This is a genomic window from Sporomusa sp. (assembly GCF_035561255.1).
GTDB lineage: Bacteria > Bacillota > Negativicutes > Sporomusales > Sporomusaceae > Sporomusa.
In genome coordinates this window covers 1-15,649 of the sequence record NZ_DATMXX010000367.1, presented here as the reverse complement: position 1 = coordinate 15,649, position 15,649 = coordinate 1, and the positions used below count along the sequence as shown (strand labels likewise).

Sequence of the window (15,649 nt, the reverse complement as noted above, 5' to 3'; positions counted from 1 at the left end):
CACCTGATGAGATTACTTTATCCCTGGTATAATCAAAACCAGTAATAACCGTATGCCGATCATTTATTTTTTTTGTAAACTGATCCGCAATATTTAATGTATTAACATTGCGTGTCCATGTCGGTGCAACATAATCATAATGACTGTTTTTAAAAGTAAAGGTATTACTGGCACTGTTATCAAATTCATGGTTAAAAACGATACTCCAGTCGTAATCCTCGGATGTACCCCGGGTAATACCACCGCCATATGCAGCATCATAATACATCCAGTCAGATTTATAAGAATTGTAGGATAAGGCTAGATCAGAGCCTTCCTTAAAACTTTTCGTAATTTTAAAACCAAGCGCATCGGCATTTAGGGACTGGGGAATAGTTCTTCCTCTGCCATCCTCAGCATCACCGAGCAGACTCTTCTTGGCTGTTACGCGATAGGCCCAGTCCCCGGCAACTCCTTCTTTAGCAAAAGAATAGTTTTCCCGACTAAAATTCCCCCCGCTTATACTCAAATAACTTTTATCCCCTTGCGGTTTACGCGTAATAATATTAATAACGCCGCCTTTGGCATCAGAACCATATATCGCCGAAGCTGAGCCTTTGAGAACTTCAATACGCTCGATATTTTCCAAAGCCATATAAGCACTTGCCGGAAATGTTATATCAGCATGACCAGCACTTACTCCGTCAACTAAAACTAATACCTTAGGGGAGCCATTAATCCTTAGGCCATTACTAAGATTATAGCCGGCTCTGCCATAATTCAGTATGGTAACCCCCGGAACATCTCTTAATGCTTGTTCCAAATCGGTGTAATGCTGTTGCTCAATTTTTTCTTTGGTAATTACCGAAATATTAGCATTGGCTTCTGATTGCTTTACAGGCGTCTTGGTTGCTGTAACCACCATTTGGTCAAACTCATACTCGTCCACTTCTTCTGCATACGCAGCTCCCGGCGCCTGCCATAAGAGCGCACTAGCGACCATGGCACATAACCATGCATTCATTTGTTTTTTCGACTTACCTTTTTTCACAATTCTCATCTCCACATTTATTTTTATTAATAGACCGCGACACTGGGCGCAACAACATCGACTCTAATGAGCCAATAAAAAACTCCCAATAATTATTGGGAGAACAAACACATTGTTATGTCATATTCCGTCCCGGCATGAAAAACACGCCGGGACGGAATATGTACATTATATGTACGTTTAATCCCCTCCCCATCGCTCGTAGGTCAAAAGGTGATCGGCAAATAGGCAGTTCTCCTGGCTCTGGATCATTGTGCCTCCAAACCTTCCCAAGACATTTTTCGTCTCAGTGGTGTACCTTGGATTTACTCCCCATTACAGTGGCGGGACCGCGCCGGTTTTTAACCGTACTTCCCTATTAAGCCCCTAAGGGCACCTATTTCTATCGTTATTAAATTATTCGGTAAGATTACAAAACAAATGATGCTTTTCCCCTGTTAGAACTTGTATTTATAACTCAGCATATAGTTAATAGGGGCTGTATAGTAAGCCGAACTGGTATGATTAACATTGTCCTGACGATCCAGCAGATTGTCGATGCTCAAATTAATTTCACTGGTTGCATCGACGGCATAATTGACATTCAAGGTCGTTAATAAATAAGGCTTGGTTTCAAAAGAGTGCGCGCTACTTGGCGTAAGCACCCGTTTAGCCAGGTAATTTGCCGATAGGCTGGCCGTCCACTTATCCATATGGTACGTTGCCCCGCCGTTTAATTGTACCCTGCCGAAGTTTCTGTCCCAATAGTCCTTAACACCGGCTTTTTCGGATTTCGACCTTGCCTGGGGATTGCTATACGTCAGCCCGTACTGATATGACCAGCCGTTATTGCCCAGAATATCCGCGCTCAGCTCTATCCCGGTATTTTTTAAATCTTCATTGACGGCATAGTATTTATTAGACAGTTTACTAAAGCTAATATTATCCTCAATATTATAATTGAACAATGCCACCCGCCATTTATGGTCATGATAATTCTTCTTCCAGCCGATTTCATAATGCTGGCCGGTCTGCGGACGCAAGTTCGGATCGCCGACCACCATACCGCTGTCTCCAGTAGAATACATTTGACTAAAGGTTGGCATGACAAAAGACTGACCAGCACTGGCATACAGGCTTTCATTCTCCGTCAATTTATGAACAAACTGTCCCTGTGCACTAAAGTTATGGTAGTTTTTATCTTTATCCGCACCGCCGGTCCAGCTTTTCCGGGCACTTACGGTAACGGTATCGGCCTCGCGCAGCGGCACTTCCCATTGCCCGTAAAAGGAATAATTATTGCGTTGATATTTGGTGCTTTCTTTAACCGCGGGCGTATACCTTTCGTTTTGATATGTCGTGCCAAACAATAGTGTGCCTCGGGTCGTTTGCCAGGACTTTTGCATGTCCAATCCATAAGTTTGGTTCTTTTCCTCAGAATCTTTCCATTGTGGATAGCCACTGCTATCACCGCTGGCATTGTAATAATCCGTACCTGTGGACTGCAGGCTGTTGGCGTTATAATAAAAATTCCCTTTCAAATCGCCGTCTTTCACATTGAGTTGAACAAAATCCTTGGTATTATCGTGTCTCCGGTTATAGCGCGCCTGACCGTCAAGTGAATAACCTTCGCCGAAGGTATAAGTAAACTTGCTGGTTGATTCATTATGACTGTACAACAAATCAACATCCTCATTGAACGCATAAGTGAACGCGACATTATTTTTTTCCGAACCATCAAACACATTATACATTTCCGGAATGGATAAAGTAGAGGAAATTCTGCCAATGTCGCCCCATTTATCATAGGTATAGCTGAGCCCCAGCTTACCGGCCTGCACAGTCAGGCCATAGTTCTGCTGTCCGTAATTGCCGCCGCCGAGTGTAACCGTATTCTGCATTTCTTTTTTCATAATGATATTAATAACGCCGCCGGTAGCTTCACTGCCATATAAAACAGCGCCCCCGCCTTTGACCACCTCAATACGCTCCACATTGTCCAACGGAATATCTTCCAGATTATATAATCCTCTTAAATTTAACGGCGTGCCGTTAATCAATACTAGCGTCCCTTTTTCTACGCCCCTGATGCTGACCTTACTAGTCATAGAACCAAGAGAAGCCCCACCAGGACCTTTTGATTGATACACCATGCCTGTAGCCATGGACAGTGCCTGCTGAAGATTTCTGGCACCGGTATGCTTTAATTGTTCGCTCGTATACACATCGGTTGCTGCCCCAATATCCAAATCATTTTTTTCATACCGCTGGGCAGTGACAACTATGGTATCCAAAGTATGCTCTTCTGTTATTTCAGCAGAACTCGCACAAACTGTCGAGGCTACGGCCATCGTGGACAAAAACAGAGCAACTAAACCAATCCTTCTTTGTCGTTTACTTAATTTCATTTTACTCACCAGCTCCTCATCTACTCAATCAACTTACTTACCAACCTGTTCTGTTAATACCCTGCGTTAGCCACCTCCCTAAGTCGGTTAAGGGCATTTTCTTGCGGCGTCAGTACCGCCTGCGGAGAATTCTCCGGACACATAAAAGTAACCCTCCATCGCTAGATAGAAGGTTATTTTCCACAGACGACCAGACCGAATCCATTTAGGAATACCGGCATAATCTACTAATTGTGTATGGCAATAACCCACCTCCCTATCGCTCGTAAGTACAAACGGTGTGTATAAGATTAAGGCAGGTCTTCTGGCTCAGATTCCTCATATTGTTCCGTCTTCCTGGCAACGTCCAGTGACATTTTCTGAACAATACTCATCTTTACAGCGGCGGGACCGCGACGGACTTTAACCGTTCTTCCCTATTAAGCCCTTACGGGCACCTATCTTTGCTTATGAAATTATCTTTATAAGTGTTTCTTACAAACCTCTCCGCTAACGGTACATCAATGCAGTTACATCCTTCTCTCGTTTTCCTATAGCCAGGAAAAAAAAAGTGGGTCATAAAGACCCGTGCCTATAGGCACAAAACTTAAAGGAGTTAGAAAAATGGCAACTAATAAGAAAACTCCCAGCTGCTGTTGCAGTTGGGAGTAGTTCTACAGTGATACTAAATGAAAACTCCTGGTTAATACCAGGAGTAGATTCAACAAGTGGACACAATCAACCTGGATGATTCCAAGCCGATAAGTGTTTACTGTAATCTCCTCCCCATACCTCGTGGGTGAAAACGGTGATTGTCAGCTAGGCAGTTCTCCTGACTCCGGATCACAGCTTGCTTAAACCTTCCCAGAACCTTCGTCCCAGTGGCATATCTTAAGCTTACTCCCCGTTACAGTGGCGGGACCGCGCCGGCATTACACCGGACTTCCCTATTAAGCCCCGAAGGGCACCTAACTCAGACTATTCAATTATATTGCTATGAGTAGTAGTATACAGGACATACTTTTCTTTGTCAAGATTTTCTAAAGTGTATTCATAACAAAACTGCGTTAATCCAACTTTTGATCCACAAATATTATCGACAAACCCTATAAGATTTCTGCAACAAACCGCTCCAATTGTTCGATATTGGAGCATTGATATACGCCAGTACAGCTTGGGCGATATTTTTCCATAATACAGTCATCACGATTCCACAAATTCAACTGTAAAGGATTCAGCCAATACAGAGCCGCTGCATTTTCCCTGATTTTATGTAGAACTTCACTGCCGTCCACTGTATTCCAATTATTCTTGGCATCCCCCAAAATCAGGACAGTTGTATTTTTATTTAATACACTAAGGTTATGGTCCGTAAATTGCCGGATTACATTGCCGTAATGAGAAAACCCGGTACGATTAAAACCCTTCAAACCACCGATCTTTTCAAGGGCATTGCTTACATCCTGTTCTTTAAAATACTCTGTAACCTCCAATAATTGATCCACAAACAGAAACGAGCAGATATTCGAATATTTTTTTTGCAAAGTATATACAAACAACAACATAAAATAGCTGAATCTTCTCACTGAATTAGACATGTCACATAACAGGCAAATATCCGGCTTTGACGGCTTTCTCGCCATCTTCACAAGTTTAAATGGTATACCACCGGTTTGCATTGCAAGTTTCAGGCTCCTGTTTATATTAATCCGGCCTTGACTTGCCACCTTCCTGCGCCGTCCCTTTCTTACAGCCAGCCGCCTTGCCAGCTTTGCCACCTCACGGGACATGATTGAAAGATAAGCATCATCAGCATCCAGGAAATTGCAACATGTAGGATTCTGCTTTTTCATCACCTGACTCAAATAATCCCGGCTCATATTCTTTACCTGAAGACGCTCAAATTCTGCCAGAAGAAAGCTCTGCCATAATTCAAGGCTTTCCTGAGCACAATGATAATCAGCAGTACAAAGCTGCCCCTGTTTATACTCCTCCTCAATTCGATCAGACACCTGAAACCAGCCGCTCTCCAGCTTGAAGCTTATAAGGGCCTCATCCTGGTTCTCGCATAAAAGATTCAGACTTAGATTATGTCGTTTAACAATAGCATAAATTAAGTCCACATCTTTTTTCAATACTGCCTCTGTTAATAGCGACACAGAGGCCCCGCCCCCCGTTTTGCCCAAACCTGCTTCGCCACAGCCTGTTTCCCGGGCTGCGGAGCCCTGCAGCAAAAGTACCCCTGTATGGTCTGCCACAATTTCCGGGTCCGGTTCCAAAAAAAGTTCAACAAGCTGCTGAAGATACGCAGCACCCCATTCGGTTTTAAGCATTGTCGCATTTAATACATGATAAAAGGCATACTTATCCAGCCTATTTGTGTTCAATAATTTCAGAGCCTGGATGCTGTCGGCAATTTCCTGGGTGCTGACTCCAATGCCTGACCTGCGGAGAATCCTGGCAAGATCAAAGATGATATAATCCACGCAACCAGTCCTTTTGATTCACTTTTTCTATAATTTTAAGACAATCTTCCCGGTATTTCAAAAGTATATTCACAGTATTTACCACTATGTCGTTAGAAAGCTCTTGCACACCCATATGGCTTAGAATGCTTACCCAATCAATAACTTCGCTAATGCTGGGATGTTTTTTTAATTTCTCCAGTCTTATATGCCTGACAAAAGCCACAGCTTGTTTCCCCAATACATCGTTAAGTGCCGGAAAGTACAGCTTTAATATCTCAAGCTCTCTCTGTTCATTAGGATAATCCAAATATAAATATAAGCATCTTCGGCGCAGGGCATGACTTAAGTTGCGGGTATTATTGCTGGTAAGGATGACTGATGGGATACTGGCGGCTGTTATGGTGCCGGTTTCGGGAATGGATATTTGCCAGTCTGACAGAATTTCCAGCAGGAAGCTTTCAAATTCCTCATCACTTTTGTCAATTTCATCAATGAGAAGAACAGCAGCCGTTTCACTGCTGATGGCTTCCAGCAACGGCCGTGTCAGCAGAAATTCCTTTGCATAGATACTCTGACTCATATCAGACCAATTCTTCTGAGCTGCCCCCTGGGCTTGTATGTATAACAGCTGTTTCTGATAATTCCAGTCATACAAAGCTTTCGCCTCATCAATACCTTCATAGCATTGCAGCCGGATAAGCTTCCGGTTCAGATATTGGCTCCAGGCTTTTGCCAATTCAGTTTTCCCGGCTCCCGCCGGTCCCTCGATCAGTATTGGCTTGCTCAGCAATACAGAGACCTGAAGGAGCATCGCCGTATTGTCATCGGCAATGTAGCCTTTCTGCCTCAAGCCTTGCTTTAATTCTTCCCATTCGTTCATCATTGTTTGTTCCATAGTTTCCTCTGCCTGTAACAATAATTTTACGCCAAACGACCTTTTCACTTCTGGATTTAATTAACCCTTTTTTTACCAGTATATCAAATTTAATGCCGGGTGACCAACATACTTTTACCTTGGATTTGCTCCCTATTGAAAAAAACCGTTCCTATACTTCACCTGTTAGCAATAGCCTCGATTTGTTTCTGTCTCAGCCATTCGCCCCGTTTTTCCCCTTGTAAGGTTTTAGCAACAGGATCCTCCGGCAGTAAAGCGAATACTGCCATAACTGGCGTCAATTCCGGGAGACTCAGGCTCGCTGCCGTGGCAATGATATCAAACTCCTCAATACTCAATGCCCCGCGCCGTAAGCGGTTAACGGCGTCTACGATCCTGTCCGGACTGGGTGCTGCCAGGAATGCGGCAGTATTGCCGGCAATAACAGCCGCCGCAAGCCAGTCACCCGGTAATGTCATCCTGTTGTTCCAACGCCTGAGTTGATCCTGATCAAGTGCCAACCCTAAGGCGGCGAACCTTAGCTTGGGCTTTGGGGTCACCCGGGCCACGGCATCCAGGTTAGCCATTGCTGTGTCGAATTCAGCCTGAGACAACCCTGAGATTTCGCTAAAAGCAGCCGGCAATAACTGAGCTGCTGCCAAAGCCTTAAAAAACCGCGCCGGTTGCTGCGCTACTGCCAAAACCTTCATCAATTCCGCGAGCAGCCGCTCGACAGGTTCGGCAGCCAACTCGACAGCAACCGTACTGGCAAGAGCCACTGTGCCGGACTCGATCTCAAAACCAAAACGGGCAGCCTGACCGGCCAGCCGCAAAGCACGGATTGGATCTTCCGCAAAATGCTTGCCTGTTGCTCTAAGAATTGAGTCCTTAATATCCCGGCGTCCATTAAAGGGATCGATAACCTCGTTATTCAAACAATCAACAGCGATCGCATTGACGGTGGTATCACGGCGGAGCAGGTCTTCTTCAATAGTTATCTTCGGATTGGAGGCCACCTTAAAGCCCTTGTGGCCGCTGCCAACTTTGCGCTCTGTTCTCGCAAAAGCCGCTTCACACCGCTGACCATCAATCAGCAAACGAAAAACTGGGAATGCTTTGCTGCACTCCTCGGCCTCAGGAAAGAGTGTTTTGAAGTTTTTCTTCACCATACCGGTTATGCAAAAATCAATATCCTGCGGTGTTATCCCCATAAACATATCACGAACACAGCCACCAACCCGAAAAACACGGCCACCATTGGCGGCAATGGTTTCAGCAAAAGCCTGTTCTGTTAACAAATTGCCACTCATTGTCTGTCACTCATCTCCTTACCTGATCTATTACAGCAGAACCGCCACCGTACTTTTACGATTTTTTCTGACCTTGCATATTTTTATTCTTATGGGTATAATATAAGAAAAGGACTGACGTGCTGATACACGCCAGCCCCACAGGCTGTCTAACCGGAAAACGGTTAGCCCAAGTTCGCGTTATTTAAGAAATAACCGCCGCATTGAGCAAGGGCGGTTATTTCTTCTTGGCCGTGACCAATACCATGAGCGGGCAAATGCGACAGCAAATGTCAAGGCCTCATAGATACTCATCGTACCACCCCCTTCCTTAACAGGAAGGGGCTAACCGTCCCCCGAGCAGCCTGTACGCTTAGTATACCGTATTTTCCCAGAGCGTAAAAGAGAATTTTTCGCGCTGGCTCTGTTACGATACCATGCCGCCTTCATAAAGAAGGCGGCTTTTTGCTTTGCTGTTGGCAAACCTGGCGTACAAGCGTAATTTACCTTTTCCAACCCCAGATCAATAAACTTAAAATCCACCTCTGCCTGATCGCCGGACGTCCAATACCTTGGAGTAGCCTCATAATGTTTTACCAAACCCTGCAGTACAAAAATTTTCCACTAAAGCTCCATTTAAATTCTGTGAACAATCGAGAAACCCTAGTTAAAGGCTATTGGACCAAGCAAGGCAAGTCTGTGCAGCAGCCCTACGTCTACTGCATAAAGCTTAAAGGCAGTTAAATCACTAATTAATCATTACCGCCGTGATATTACTTGCCTCTATTGGCAAAATGCATTCATAATATAGCGCTTGCAGCAGCTGTCTTTCATTACTGCTGCCAAGGTAAACGATTTTTTTATTGTGTTTGCTGGCATAATGAACAGTCCTGTAAAACAAGCTGTGGCCTAAGCATTTCCAGCTAATCACGATTACATCGGCTGCGTCCAGTATAGACAGGTCGAATTTAACATCTTCAGACGAAATAAGGCCAAAGCTCGGATATTTTTGTTTTAGCCTTTGCTGCCAGACAGTTCGTCCGCCAATGATGATGACTTTAAGCAACGCTATTTTTTCCATTGTTTCCTGGCTAAAGTCCACTTCATGTTTAGGATCATTTTGCTGCTTTTCTGCAGCAAGCAGGCTTATGAACACTTGATTGATATCATCCAGTTTTTCCTGCAATTGCTCTCTTTCTCTTTGGTCAGCGATTTCTTTTTTATTGATTTTGAGCTGAAGTTCATTTAGCATTGTTTGTTTTTGTGCCAGCACCTGCTCAAGCGCCAGAATTTTTTTCTGTGCCTGCTCCAGTTGCTCTTTATCCCGTTTTTCTTGAGCCGGCTTAGACTGGGCTTTTTCTTCCAGACAAACATATTGAAACGCAAGGCTTCTCACTTTTTCATATTCAGCCGCGCAAGCGCGGATACACAGCGTTCGCGTGAAAAGCTCCAGTGCAGCCTGCTTTAACTCTGCGGTTGCTGTTGTTTCATCCGGCAAAGAGGTGACCATCGTCTCAATAGCACTCTTTAGTGACTGGCGACTAACTATCACCTGCCCGAGTGCATCGAGAGGCAGACCGCTGAAATTCTCCTTTTCAAGCCGACACCTATTAGCATCCAGGATATTAAAATACTCAGTTAAACTAGCCGGGATTCCTCTCAATTTCTGGTCAATTGATTGCCACAGCGTATCAGCCAGTTCTTTTTGTTTGCTGGTAAGGACCGGCGGTTTCTTTCGTCTGATCATTCTTTCCTGTTCTTCTAAATGCTTCACACAAATATGAATATAGATTGTCGCTTGCGCTTGCCCCTGCTCCTTGATTGTTTTCTTAAACAAATTAGCAAGATACAGAAACATGACAAAATCTCCGTCAAAGATCGATTTTTTCTTTACTGTCTGTTTGAGGTGCGGGTTCTGTTCCATTCGCTTCGTTAGCTGCGGCAGATTACGCAACTCCCGAAGGGTTGCTTTCCCCTCTTTTTTTGCCAAATCTAGCCAGAACGGATCAAAAGAGACTTCTTCACCGCTTGCTTTTATATAGGTATACAGCGGTGGCCAGCATTTTTTCAGCAATTGTTCCAAAGCGGCCGCCGCTTTTTTACTGTTTTCATCATTATTCAAAGAGATTAAAATAAGAGCAGTGGCTTTATGGCAGTAGAGTTCTGTTACCAAATCACTTTCCCGGTAATAGTTGTAGTATTTTTGCCATCTTGAAGAAGCTGCACCTTCAATAGTCATTATGCCGTCAGCATAGATGATATCCAGTTCTCGTCTGGCCGCTGCATTTTTGGCTATTGCCTTAGCCATAAACGGCAACAGATCAATTTGCATTCTTCCGTCTTCCTGTCTCATCGTTTTCACGCTCTCTCTAGCTTTGGTTTTTCAGGCTGTGACACTACGATCTGCGTCTGACCTTCACAGTTTTTCCCTGTTAAGCCCCGAAAGACACCTATACCAACGCTATATGGCTGTTTATTATTCCCATCGTATGCAGACTCTCAGAAGAATATGTCTATAATTTGCGCAGATTTAATCTACGGTTACCCGACTGGTATAGCACTTGTTACAAGACGCAACCTCCGTCCCTATGTCTTGGTTTTAAAAAAGGACTGACGTGTTGCAAACACGCCAGCCCTGCAGGTTATCTAACCGGAAACGGTTAGTCTAAGATTGGGTTAAAGAATAATCGCAGACCTTGGCTAGGAGGCGGTTTCCGCTCCAACTTGGATTACAGCCCCCCCTTACACTAGTAGGTTGGCCTTTATTATGCTACTTACGCATAATAACAATTGCTTAAATTTCATCATTCACGATCATAGCAAAGATCTGACTGGCAATCGCCGTATCATCCAATTGGTGATTGTCCAGCAAGGGCGAAATCTTGGTGAAGGTTGCCTTCGGGTTGATCGCCAGCGCCCTGTCGTTCAGCCACTCGCCGGCTTCGCTGAGCGGTCCTTTCAGCTTGCCCTGCAGGGCGATTCGCTCTTCATACTCCTCTTTAAGCGCGGCCGCCACGCGGGTTTTATCGACGTAGGTCAGATCATCTGATTTGAAAACCGCCAGCATGGCGGCCCGGATGACGGCATCGCCCTCGGTTTTGTCTGTCATGCCTTTTTCAATCGCCGTATACAGCAAGCTGTTGTATTCCGCGAAATAACGGAAGTCATCCCGATACAGCGCCGCTTCCACGCTGAACAGCATATAATCGTAGCCGGTGAGCGGCTTGGCTGATTGCGGCTCATCACCGAAGTAGAGCTGCGAGTTTTTCACAAATAATTTTTCCGGGTTAAATCTACCGGCATCAGCGCCGATGACGGCAAAATAGCCGCTCTGCAAAGATACTCCACCTAGGCTGTCCGTACCAGAATATTCGTCGTGATACACCAGGCGGATGTCTTTATCCCCGCCGGCAAGCAGGTCCTGGATACCGGTTACCGCACTTTCGACCACCTTGAGGGTGGTGGACAGCTGGCCAATCGTCAGCAGGCTGGAAATACTGTTGGCCAGACTCAGGAAGGGCGGAAAATAATCTTTATTAACATAGGCTAATAAGGCGGCGCTGATCGACACATTGCCGCCGCGATAGGGCACCAGATTGGTCAGGGAGTAATTCAGCTCCACACCCTGCCCCAGTGAGCTTTCATTCAGATTCAGCGCCAGCGGGCCGGCCACGCTGGGCAGCTGCTGGGCGGCATTGGAGCCGAATTGCAGACTGACGACAGAGGAAACCACCGGCACATACTTGCGGAAGAGCTTCCGGTCGTCTTTTAGGAACATTTCGGCCAGGCGCAGGCGAAAATAATGCTGTCCCTCTTGAAACACAAGCTTTTCTACGTCGGATGTTACCGGCGTAAACACATAATGCCTGGCTTCTTTCGCAAACAAATTGGCAAACCAGTCCAGCAGGCTCATAGTTATCCCTCCCGCTGCCTCACGGCGATGTTGCAGACCTTAGTCCGCCAGAGGCATACTTATTTTTTTGTGTCGATTTTGAAAAAGGCGTTATAATCGGCAACAAGCTGGTTGGAACTTTCAATGGCGGCGTTCCGTGCCTGGATCACCAGATTGGCATCGTTGGTCGCGGCGTCAATATAACTTTGCGCGGCTTTTAAATAGGCATCGACCGCGGCAATATAGGCGGCCGTGGCTTTGGCGTCTTTCAATGAAGCCGGCGGCACCGGCACCGGCGGCAGTTTTTCTTTGATCGTCGGATAGCCTGTGGCCAGGTTGGTGACGGCGGCAGCAGCCGGGGCTGGAGCCGCCGGCGACTGTTCGTTGGCAGCCGCCTGGCTGCCTGCACTTAGACAAAATACCAGCAGCAAGAAATAAATTGTTTTTTTCATCGTGGTTACTCCTCTTTTTTTTATTGGTTGGGTGTGGTCTCCACCCAGATTTTGCGCATGATCACCGGGTATTCTTCCTGCAGATGCCGGAGAATGATGTCCAGACTCAGACTGACCAGCTGTGGTTCAAAATGCTCCGGCGCAACCGTCAGGCAGACATCCAGAATCAGGGCATTATCTTCACCGATGAAATATTTGAAGCTCTTATAGGTCCGGTTCAGTTCATTGACATAGGTGAGAACGCTATGTCTATTTGCGCCTGGACAGCGGCCGGCACGACAAGCACCTGAAGCGGGGTATGGAGACTGTCGTCGGTGACCAGCACTACCGGTAAGTTTTGTCCGCCAACCTCCAGGTTGGTGCGAAAAATGACGGTGTGCAACTCGTCATTCATTTCCTGTGCGCCAAAGCAGGTAATCTGATTGGCTGCCAGGTATTCCTGAAACTTTCTTGCTTTTGCATTGTCGTTTTGCATATGTGATGCCCCTATTCTATCTAAAATTTCCTGTTGGCCGTTACGGCCTGCCTACATTCCGAACTGATCGGTGGCAATCCATTCCATGTTTAACAGCGACCAAAAATCTGTCGCCAGCTTATTGAGTATGTATTCATACGGCAGCCAGCCATAGCCGGCGTCGCCCCAGGCGCTGCCCCAGCAGTTGCGGATTAAGAGCGCGCCGGTAGTTTCCCGGTTATATTGAGTGTTTTTGATTTTAAGCGCATCATCATAGCCAAAAGCCGCTACGGCATGGCTCCACTGGGCCTTTTCATCCGGGCCGGGGCCGGGGATGCCGCCGGGGACGTCGGACATCATAAACGAGGCAAAACCGTAAAAGCCAAACATCGCGGGCACGCCGGCTGCCAGATATTTTTTCACACTGCACAGCACATCGGCCGGAGACGGATTGACGCTGGGGGCATCATGGCAGAAATACTGCAGCGCTTCATAGTTGTCGGCCACCGCGTAGACGAACGAAGTCGGCTCTTTGTCAAAATCCGGGGTCTTGTCGGTATAGGGCCAATATCTTTCCGGCGGCACGCCGCACAGCGCCAGCGCCCCCATGGTATCCCGGATATAGGAGCCCTGATCGCCGGTCACGCCCTGTAGGTTGCGGGAGTTTTTATAGATGAATAGCCGTGAGGCGGTAAAATGTTTGCCAAAGGCCCGGTTTTGAAAGTATTCGATAATGGCTGCTGCCGCATGAGCGGTACACGCCCCCAGTCGGCCCTGCTCCGGCACAGGCGTGCTGCACCACTGGCGCAAATCCACTTTAGCCGGCAAGGAAGCGTTGTCATCGATCCCCAGTTTTTTCAGCGTTTCCTGGATGTCGGGATGGCACTCGGTATAATCGCGCAGGTCGGGCAGGGGCGGCCGCCAGCCGGTTCCCACGATCCTCCTGTCAGGCAGAGTTACATGAGCATTCATAACAAGTCCTCCTTAACATTCATGTATATCTATGTCAAAGGAACTGTCTTATGATACATTCCTGAGGCTAACGCGGCGATGCGCAATCAGGAATCTGCGAAAACCGCCCGGAACCGCAGCAACTGCCGCGCCAATAAACAGGAATAGTGACGGCCCTGATGCGTTAAAATGCCAGCGCCGTTTCGGCGCTGGCAAGTATTACCTATTACCAGGCTTGCGCAAGCTATCCCTTATAGGGATGGGCTACCCGTGACTTGCTTTGTTGCTTGGGGTGTATATAACTTGTTTAGCTGTCTACGTATTATTGGAGGCGGCATTTTTGCAATAAAAACTGCCGTCATGCCGTCGCTGCTGCTGCTTATTGTTTCACTTTACTTATCACGTCGGCGGTAATATCGATACCGCCGTAGACCACAGATGCTGCATCAATCACTGCTGTCAGTCCTTTGGCCTCAGCGACGGCCTTAATGGCTGCTTCGATCTTGTCACTCACCGGGTTCATCAGCTCGTCTTCCCGCTGGGCCTGCTGGCGGGCCAGTTTATCGCTGTAGGCCTGCTTGTCGGCCGGCGGCAGGTCTTTGGCGTTGGTGTCATAGTCTTTTTGCGCCTCAGCCCGCATAGCCTGGACGCGGTTCATGAGGTCCTCAATGCCGGGGTAGCTGGCAAAGACCTGTTGTCTGTTGACATAGCCAACTGTTTGTTCATTTTTGGCTTTGGCCTTGGCGGCCAGCGCCGGGGTTGGGGTTACCAGTCCGACGGCACCGAATATGAAAAATACGGCGATGATCAGTGCTGCCAGTTTGTTGCTGTTGCTATTTGCCTGTTGCACAGTGTATGCTCCTATACTATGTATTTTCTCTTTAGCCGGCCTGTCCGAATCGCATGTATGATGCCAGAAGAATAGCAGGCTAGGTTGTTACTTACGGTTTCCCGTCATTTTGCACTTGCTGCCGAATTCAACATAGCTTGCCAGGGCATCAATAATTAATTGTTCCTGTGAATTATCAGCGTCCGCTGCCCCGCTCTCCAGGGCGTCGCTGATGATGTGCTTGATCTGCTCCGAATGATAACCGCAAGCCAAAAGTTTCTGCGTAAGTTGTTTAATTTGTTCCTGTTTCATGAATCCACTCCTATTCTGTCGGACAGTGGTGATCCGCTCCCTGCCTGTTTGGTTTCTTACCGCCGCCTCCTTTGCTTAACGATTGCCCCGTGTAAGGATAAAGCTCACAGAGACTGTTCCTAATCTTCTCCCTGTCAACCGCAGATCAAGCGAAGATTGTCCGTACAGGCAGTTCTCCTGACTCCAGTTCATCATCAGCCCGGCCTTCCCGGAATGTTTATCGCTTCCAGTGGCATGTCAGGGCTAACTCGCTGTTACAGTGGCGGGACCGTGCCGGAATCTGCACCGGGCTTCCCTATTAAGCCTTCTGAAAGGCACCTGTACCCGCTATGGTTCGATCCTATTTACCTAGACACAATCGGCAAATTTGTGTCTAAGCGCAACTTTCGCAGGTATTAAAAGTCCGTTATCCTTAAAAAGTTCTCTATTGTACGATCACAACCGGCAAAATAAAAAGAAGCCTCCTGTGATGACAACACTAAAGGAGGCTTCTGCATTTATCCCAGAAAACTGCCGGCAAAAAACATGCACGTAATCCCCTCCCTATCTCTCGCAGGTCAACGGTGATTGTTGTACAGGCAGTTCTCCTGGCTCTGGATCGTCGCTCCTCCAAACCTTCCCAAGACGGTTATGTCTCAGTGGCAACTCTTGGATTCGCTCCCCATTACAGTGGCGGGACCGCGCCGGCCTTTAACCGGCTTTTCTATTATGCCCTTAGGGGCACCTGTACCC

12 protein-coding genes and 5 riboswitches are annotated in these 15,649 nt (G+C 46.9%); all 12 genes read right to left on the bottom strand.

The window, feature by feature from the left end; all coding sequences use genetic code 11:
• The coding region (locus VN379_RS20945) for a TonB-dependent receptor plug domain-containing protein (RefSeq protein WP_325537468.1) at positions 1–1,030 on the bottom strand (1,030 nt) is incomplete at its 3' end.
• A 210-nt stretch (positions 1,031–1,240) separates the two neighbouring features.
• Positions 1,241–1,425, bottom strand: a riboswitch (cobalamin riboswitch).
• A gap of 42 nt (positions 1,426–1,467) precedes the next feature.
• Positions 1,468–3,417 (bottom strand): TonB-dependent receptor, encoded by a 1,950-nt coding sequence (locus VN379_RS20940; RefSeq protein WP_325537466.1) that lies wholly within the window; start codon positions 3,415–3,417, stop codon positions 1,468–1,470.
• 277 nt (positions 3,418–3,694) lie between these two features.
• Positions 3,695–3,873, bottom strand: a riboswitch (cobalamin riboswitch).
• A 328-nt stretch (positions 3,874–4,201) separates the two neighbouring features.
• A riboswitch (cobalamin riboswitch) is annotated at positions 4,202–4,383 on the bottom strand.
• A 119-nt stretch (positions 4,384–4,502) separates the two neighbouring features.
• Positions 4,503–5,882 carry a VWA domain-containing protein gene (locus tag VN379_RS20935; RefSeq protein WP_325537464.1) on the bottom strand — a complete coding sequence of 460 codons (1,380 nt, stop codon included), beginning with the start codon at positions 5,880–5,882 and terminating at the stop codon, positions 4,503–4,505.
• Positions 5,863–6,759 carry a MoxR family ATPase gene (locus VN379_RS20930; protein ID WP_325537462.1) on the bottom strand — a complete coding sequence of 299 codons (897 nt, stop codon included), beginning with the start codon at positions 6,757–6,759 and terminating at the stop codon, positions 5,863–5,865. The genes VN379_RS20935 and VN379_RS20930 overlap by 20 nt, the downstream gene beginning before the upstream one ends.
• A gap of 158 nt (positions 6,760–6,917) precedes the next feature.
• Positions 6,918–8,048 carry a polynucleotide adenylyltransferase gene (locus VN379_RS20925; RefSeq protein WP_325537460.1) on the bottom strand — a complete coding sequence of 377 codons (1,131 nt, stop codon included), beginning with the start codon at positions 8,046–8,048 and terminating at the stop codon, positions 6,918–6,920.
• A 727-nt stretch (positions 8,049–8,775) separates the two neighbouring features.
• Complete coding sequence (locus tag VN379_RS20920; protein ID WP_325537458.1) at positions 8,776–10,359, bottom strand: hypothetical protein; 1,584 nt, start codon at positions 10,357–10,359, stop codon at positions 8,776–8,778.
• A gap of 462 nt (positions 10,360–10,821) precedes the next feature.
• Positions 10,822–11,940, bottom strand: a complete 1,119-nt coding sequence (locus tag VN379_RS20915) for a hypothetical protein (RefSeq protein ID WP_325537456.1) — start codon at positions 11,938–11,940, stop codon at positions 10,822–10,824.
• Between the two features lie 59 nt (positions 11,941–11,999).
• A complete protein-coding gene (locus VN379_RS20910; protein WP_325537454.1) occupies positions 12,000–12,371 on the bottom strand; it encodes a hypothetical protein in 372 nt (123 codons plus the stop codon).
• Between the two features lie 217 nt (positions 12,372–12,588).
• Positions 12,589–12,846 carry a hypothetical protein gene (locus VN379_RS20905; protein ID WP_325537452.1) on the bottom strand — a complete coding sequence of 86 codons (258 nt, stop codon included), beginning with the start codon at positions 12,844–12,846 and terminating at the stop codon, positions 12,589–12,591.
• Positions 12,847–12,897: 51 nt separating this feature from the next.
• On the bottom strand, positions 12,898–13,797 hold the full coding sequence (locus VN379_RS20900) for a C1 family peptidase (protein ID WP_325537450.1): 900 nt from the start codon (positions 13,795–13,797) through the stop codon (positions 12,898–12,900).
• Positions 13,798–14,155: 358 nt separating this feature from the next.
• A complete protein-coding gene (locus VN379_RS20895; RefSeq protein ID WP_325537448.1) occupies positions 14,156–14,626 on the bottom strand; it encodes an OmpH family outer membrane protein in 471 nt (156 codons plus the stop codon).
• An 87-nt stretch (positions 14,627–14,713) separates the two neighbouring features.
• A complete protein-coding gene (locus VN379_RS20890) occupies positions 14,714–14,917 on the bottom strand; it encodes a hypothetical protein (protein ID WP_325537446.1) in 204 nt (67 codons plus the stop codon).
• Positions 14,918–15,067: 150 nt separating this feature from the next.
• Positions 15,068–15,254: riboswitch (cobalamin riboswitch) on the bottom strand.
• Positions 15,255–15,477: 223 nt separating this feature from the next.
• Positions 15,478–15,649: riboswitch (cobalamin riboswitch) on the bottom strand. This riboswitch is flagged as partial in the annotation.

Excerpts from the sequence above, each read along its gene's own strand:
- VN379_RS20905 (WP_325537452.1), bottom strand. The coding sequence starts at position 12,846 with ATGCAAAACGACAATGCAAAAGCAAGAAAGTTTCAGGAATACCTGGCA.
- VN379_RS20910 (WP_325537454.1), bottom strand. The coding sequence starts at position 12,371 with ATGAAAAAAACAATTTATTTCTTGCTGCTGGTATTTTGTCTAAGTGCA.
- VN379_RS20920 (WP_325537458.1), bottom strand. The coding sequence starts at position 10,359 with ATGCAAATTGATCTGTTGCCGTTTATGGCTAAGGCAATAGCCAAAAAT.
- VN379_RS20890 (WP_325537446.1), bottom strand. The coding sequence starts at position 14,917 with ATGAAACAGGAACAAATTAAACAACTTACGCAGAAACTTTTGGCTTGC.
- VN379_RS20940 (WP_325537466.1), bottom strand. The coding sequence starts at position 3,417 with ATGAAATTAAGTAAACGACAAAGAAGGATTGGTTTAGTTGCTCTGTTT.
- VN379_RS20930 (WP_325537462.1), bottom strand. The coding sequence starts at position 6,759 with ATGGAACAAACAATGATGAACGAATGGGAAGAATTAAAGCAAGGCTTG.
- VN379_RS20915 (WP_325537456.1), bottom strand. The coding sequence starts at position 11,940 with ATGAGCCTGCTGGACTGGTTTGCCAATTTGTTTGCGAAAGAAGCCAGG.
- VN379_RS20925 (WP_325537460.1), bottom strand. The coding sequence starts at position 8,048 with ATGAGTGGCAATTTGTTAACAGAACAGGCTTTTGCTGAAACCATTGCC.
- VN379_RS20900 (WP_325537450.1), bottom strand. The coding sequence starts at position 13,797 with ATGAATGCTCATGTAACTCTGCCTGACAGGAGGATCGTGGGAACCGGC.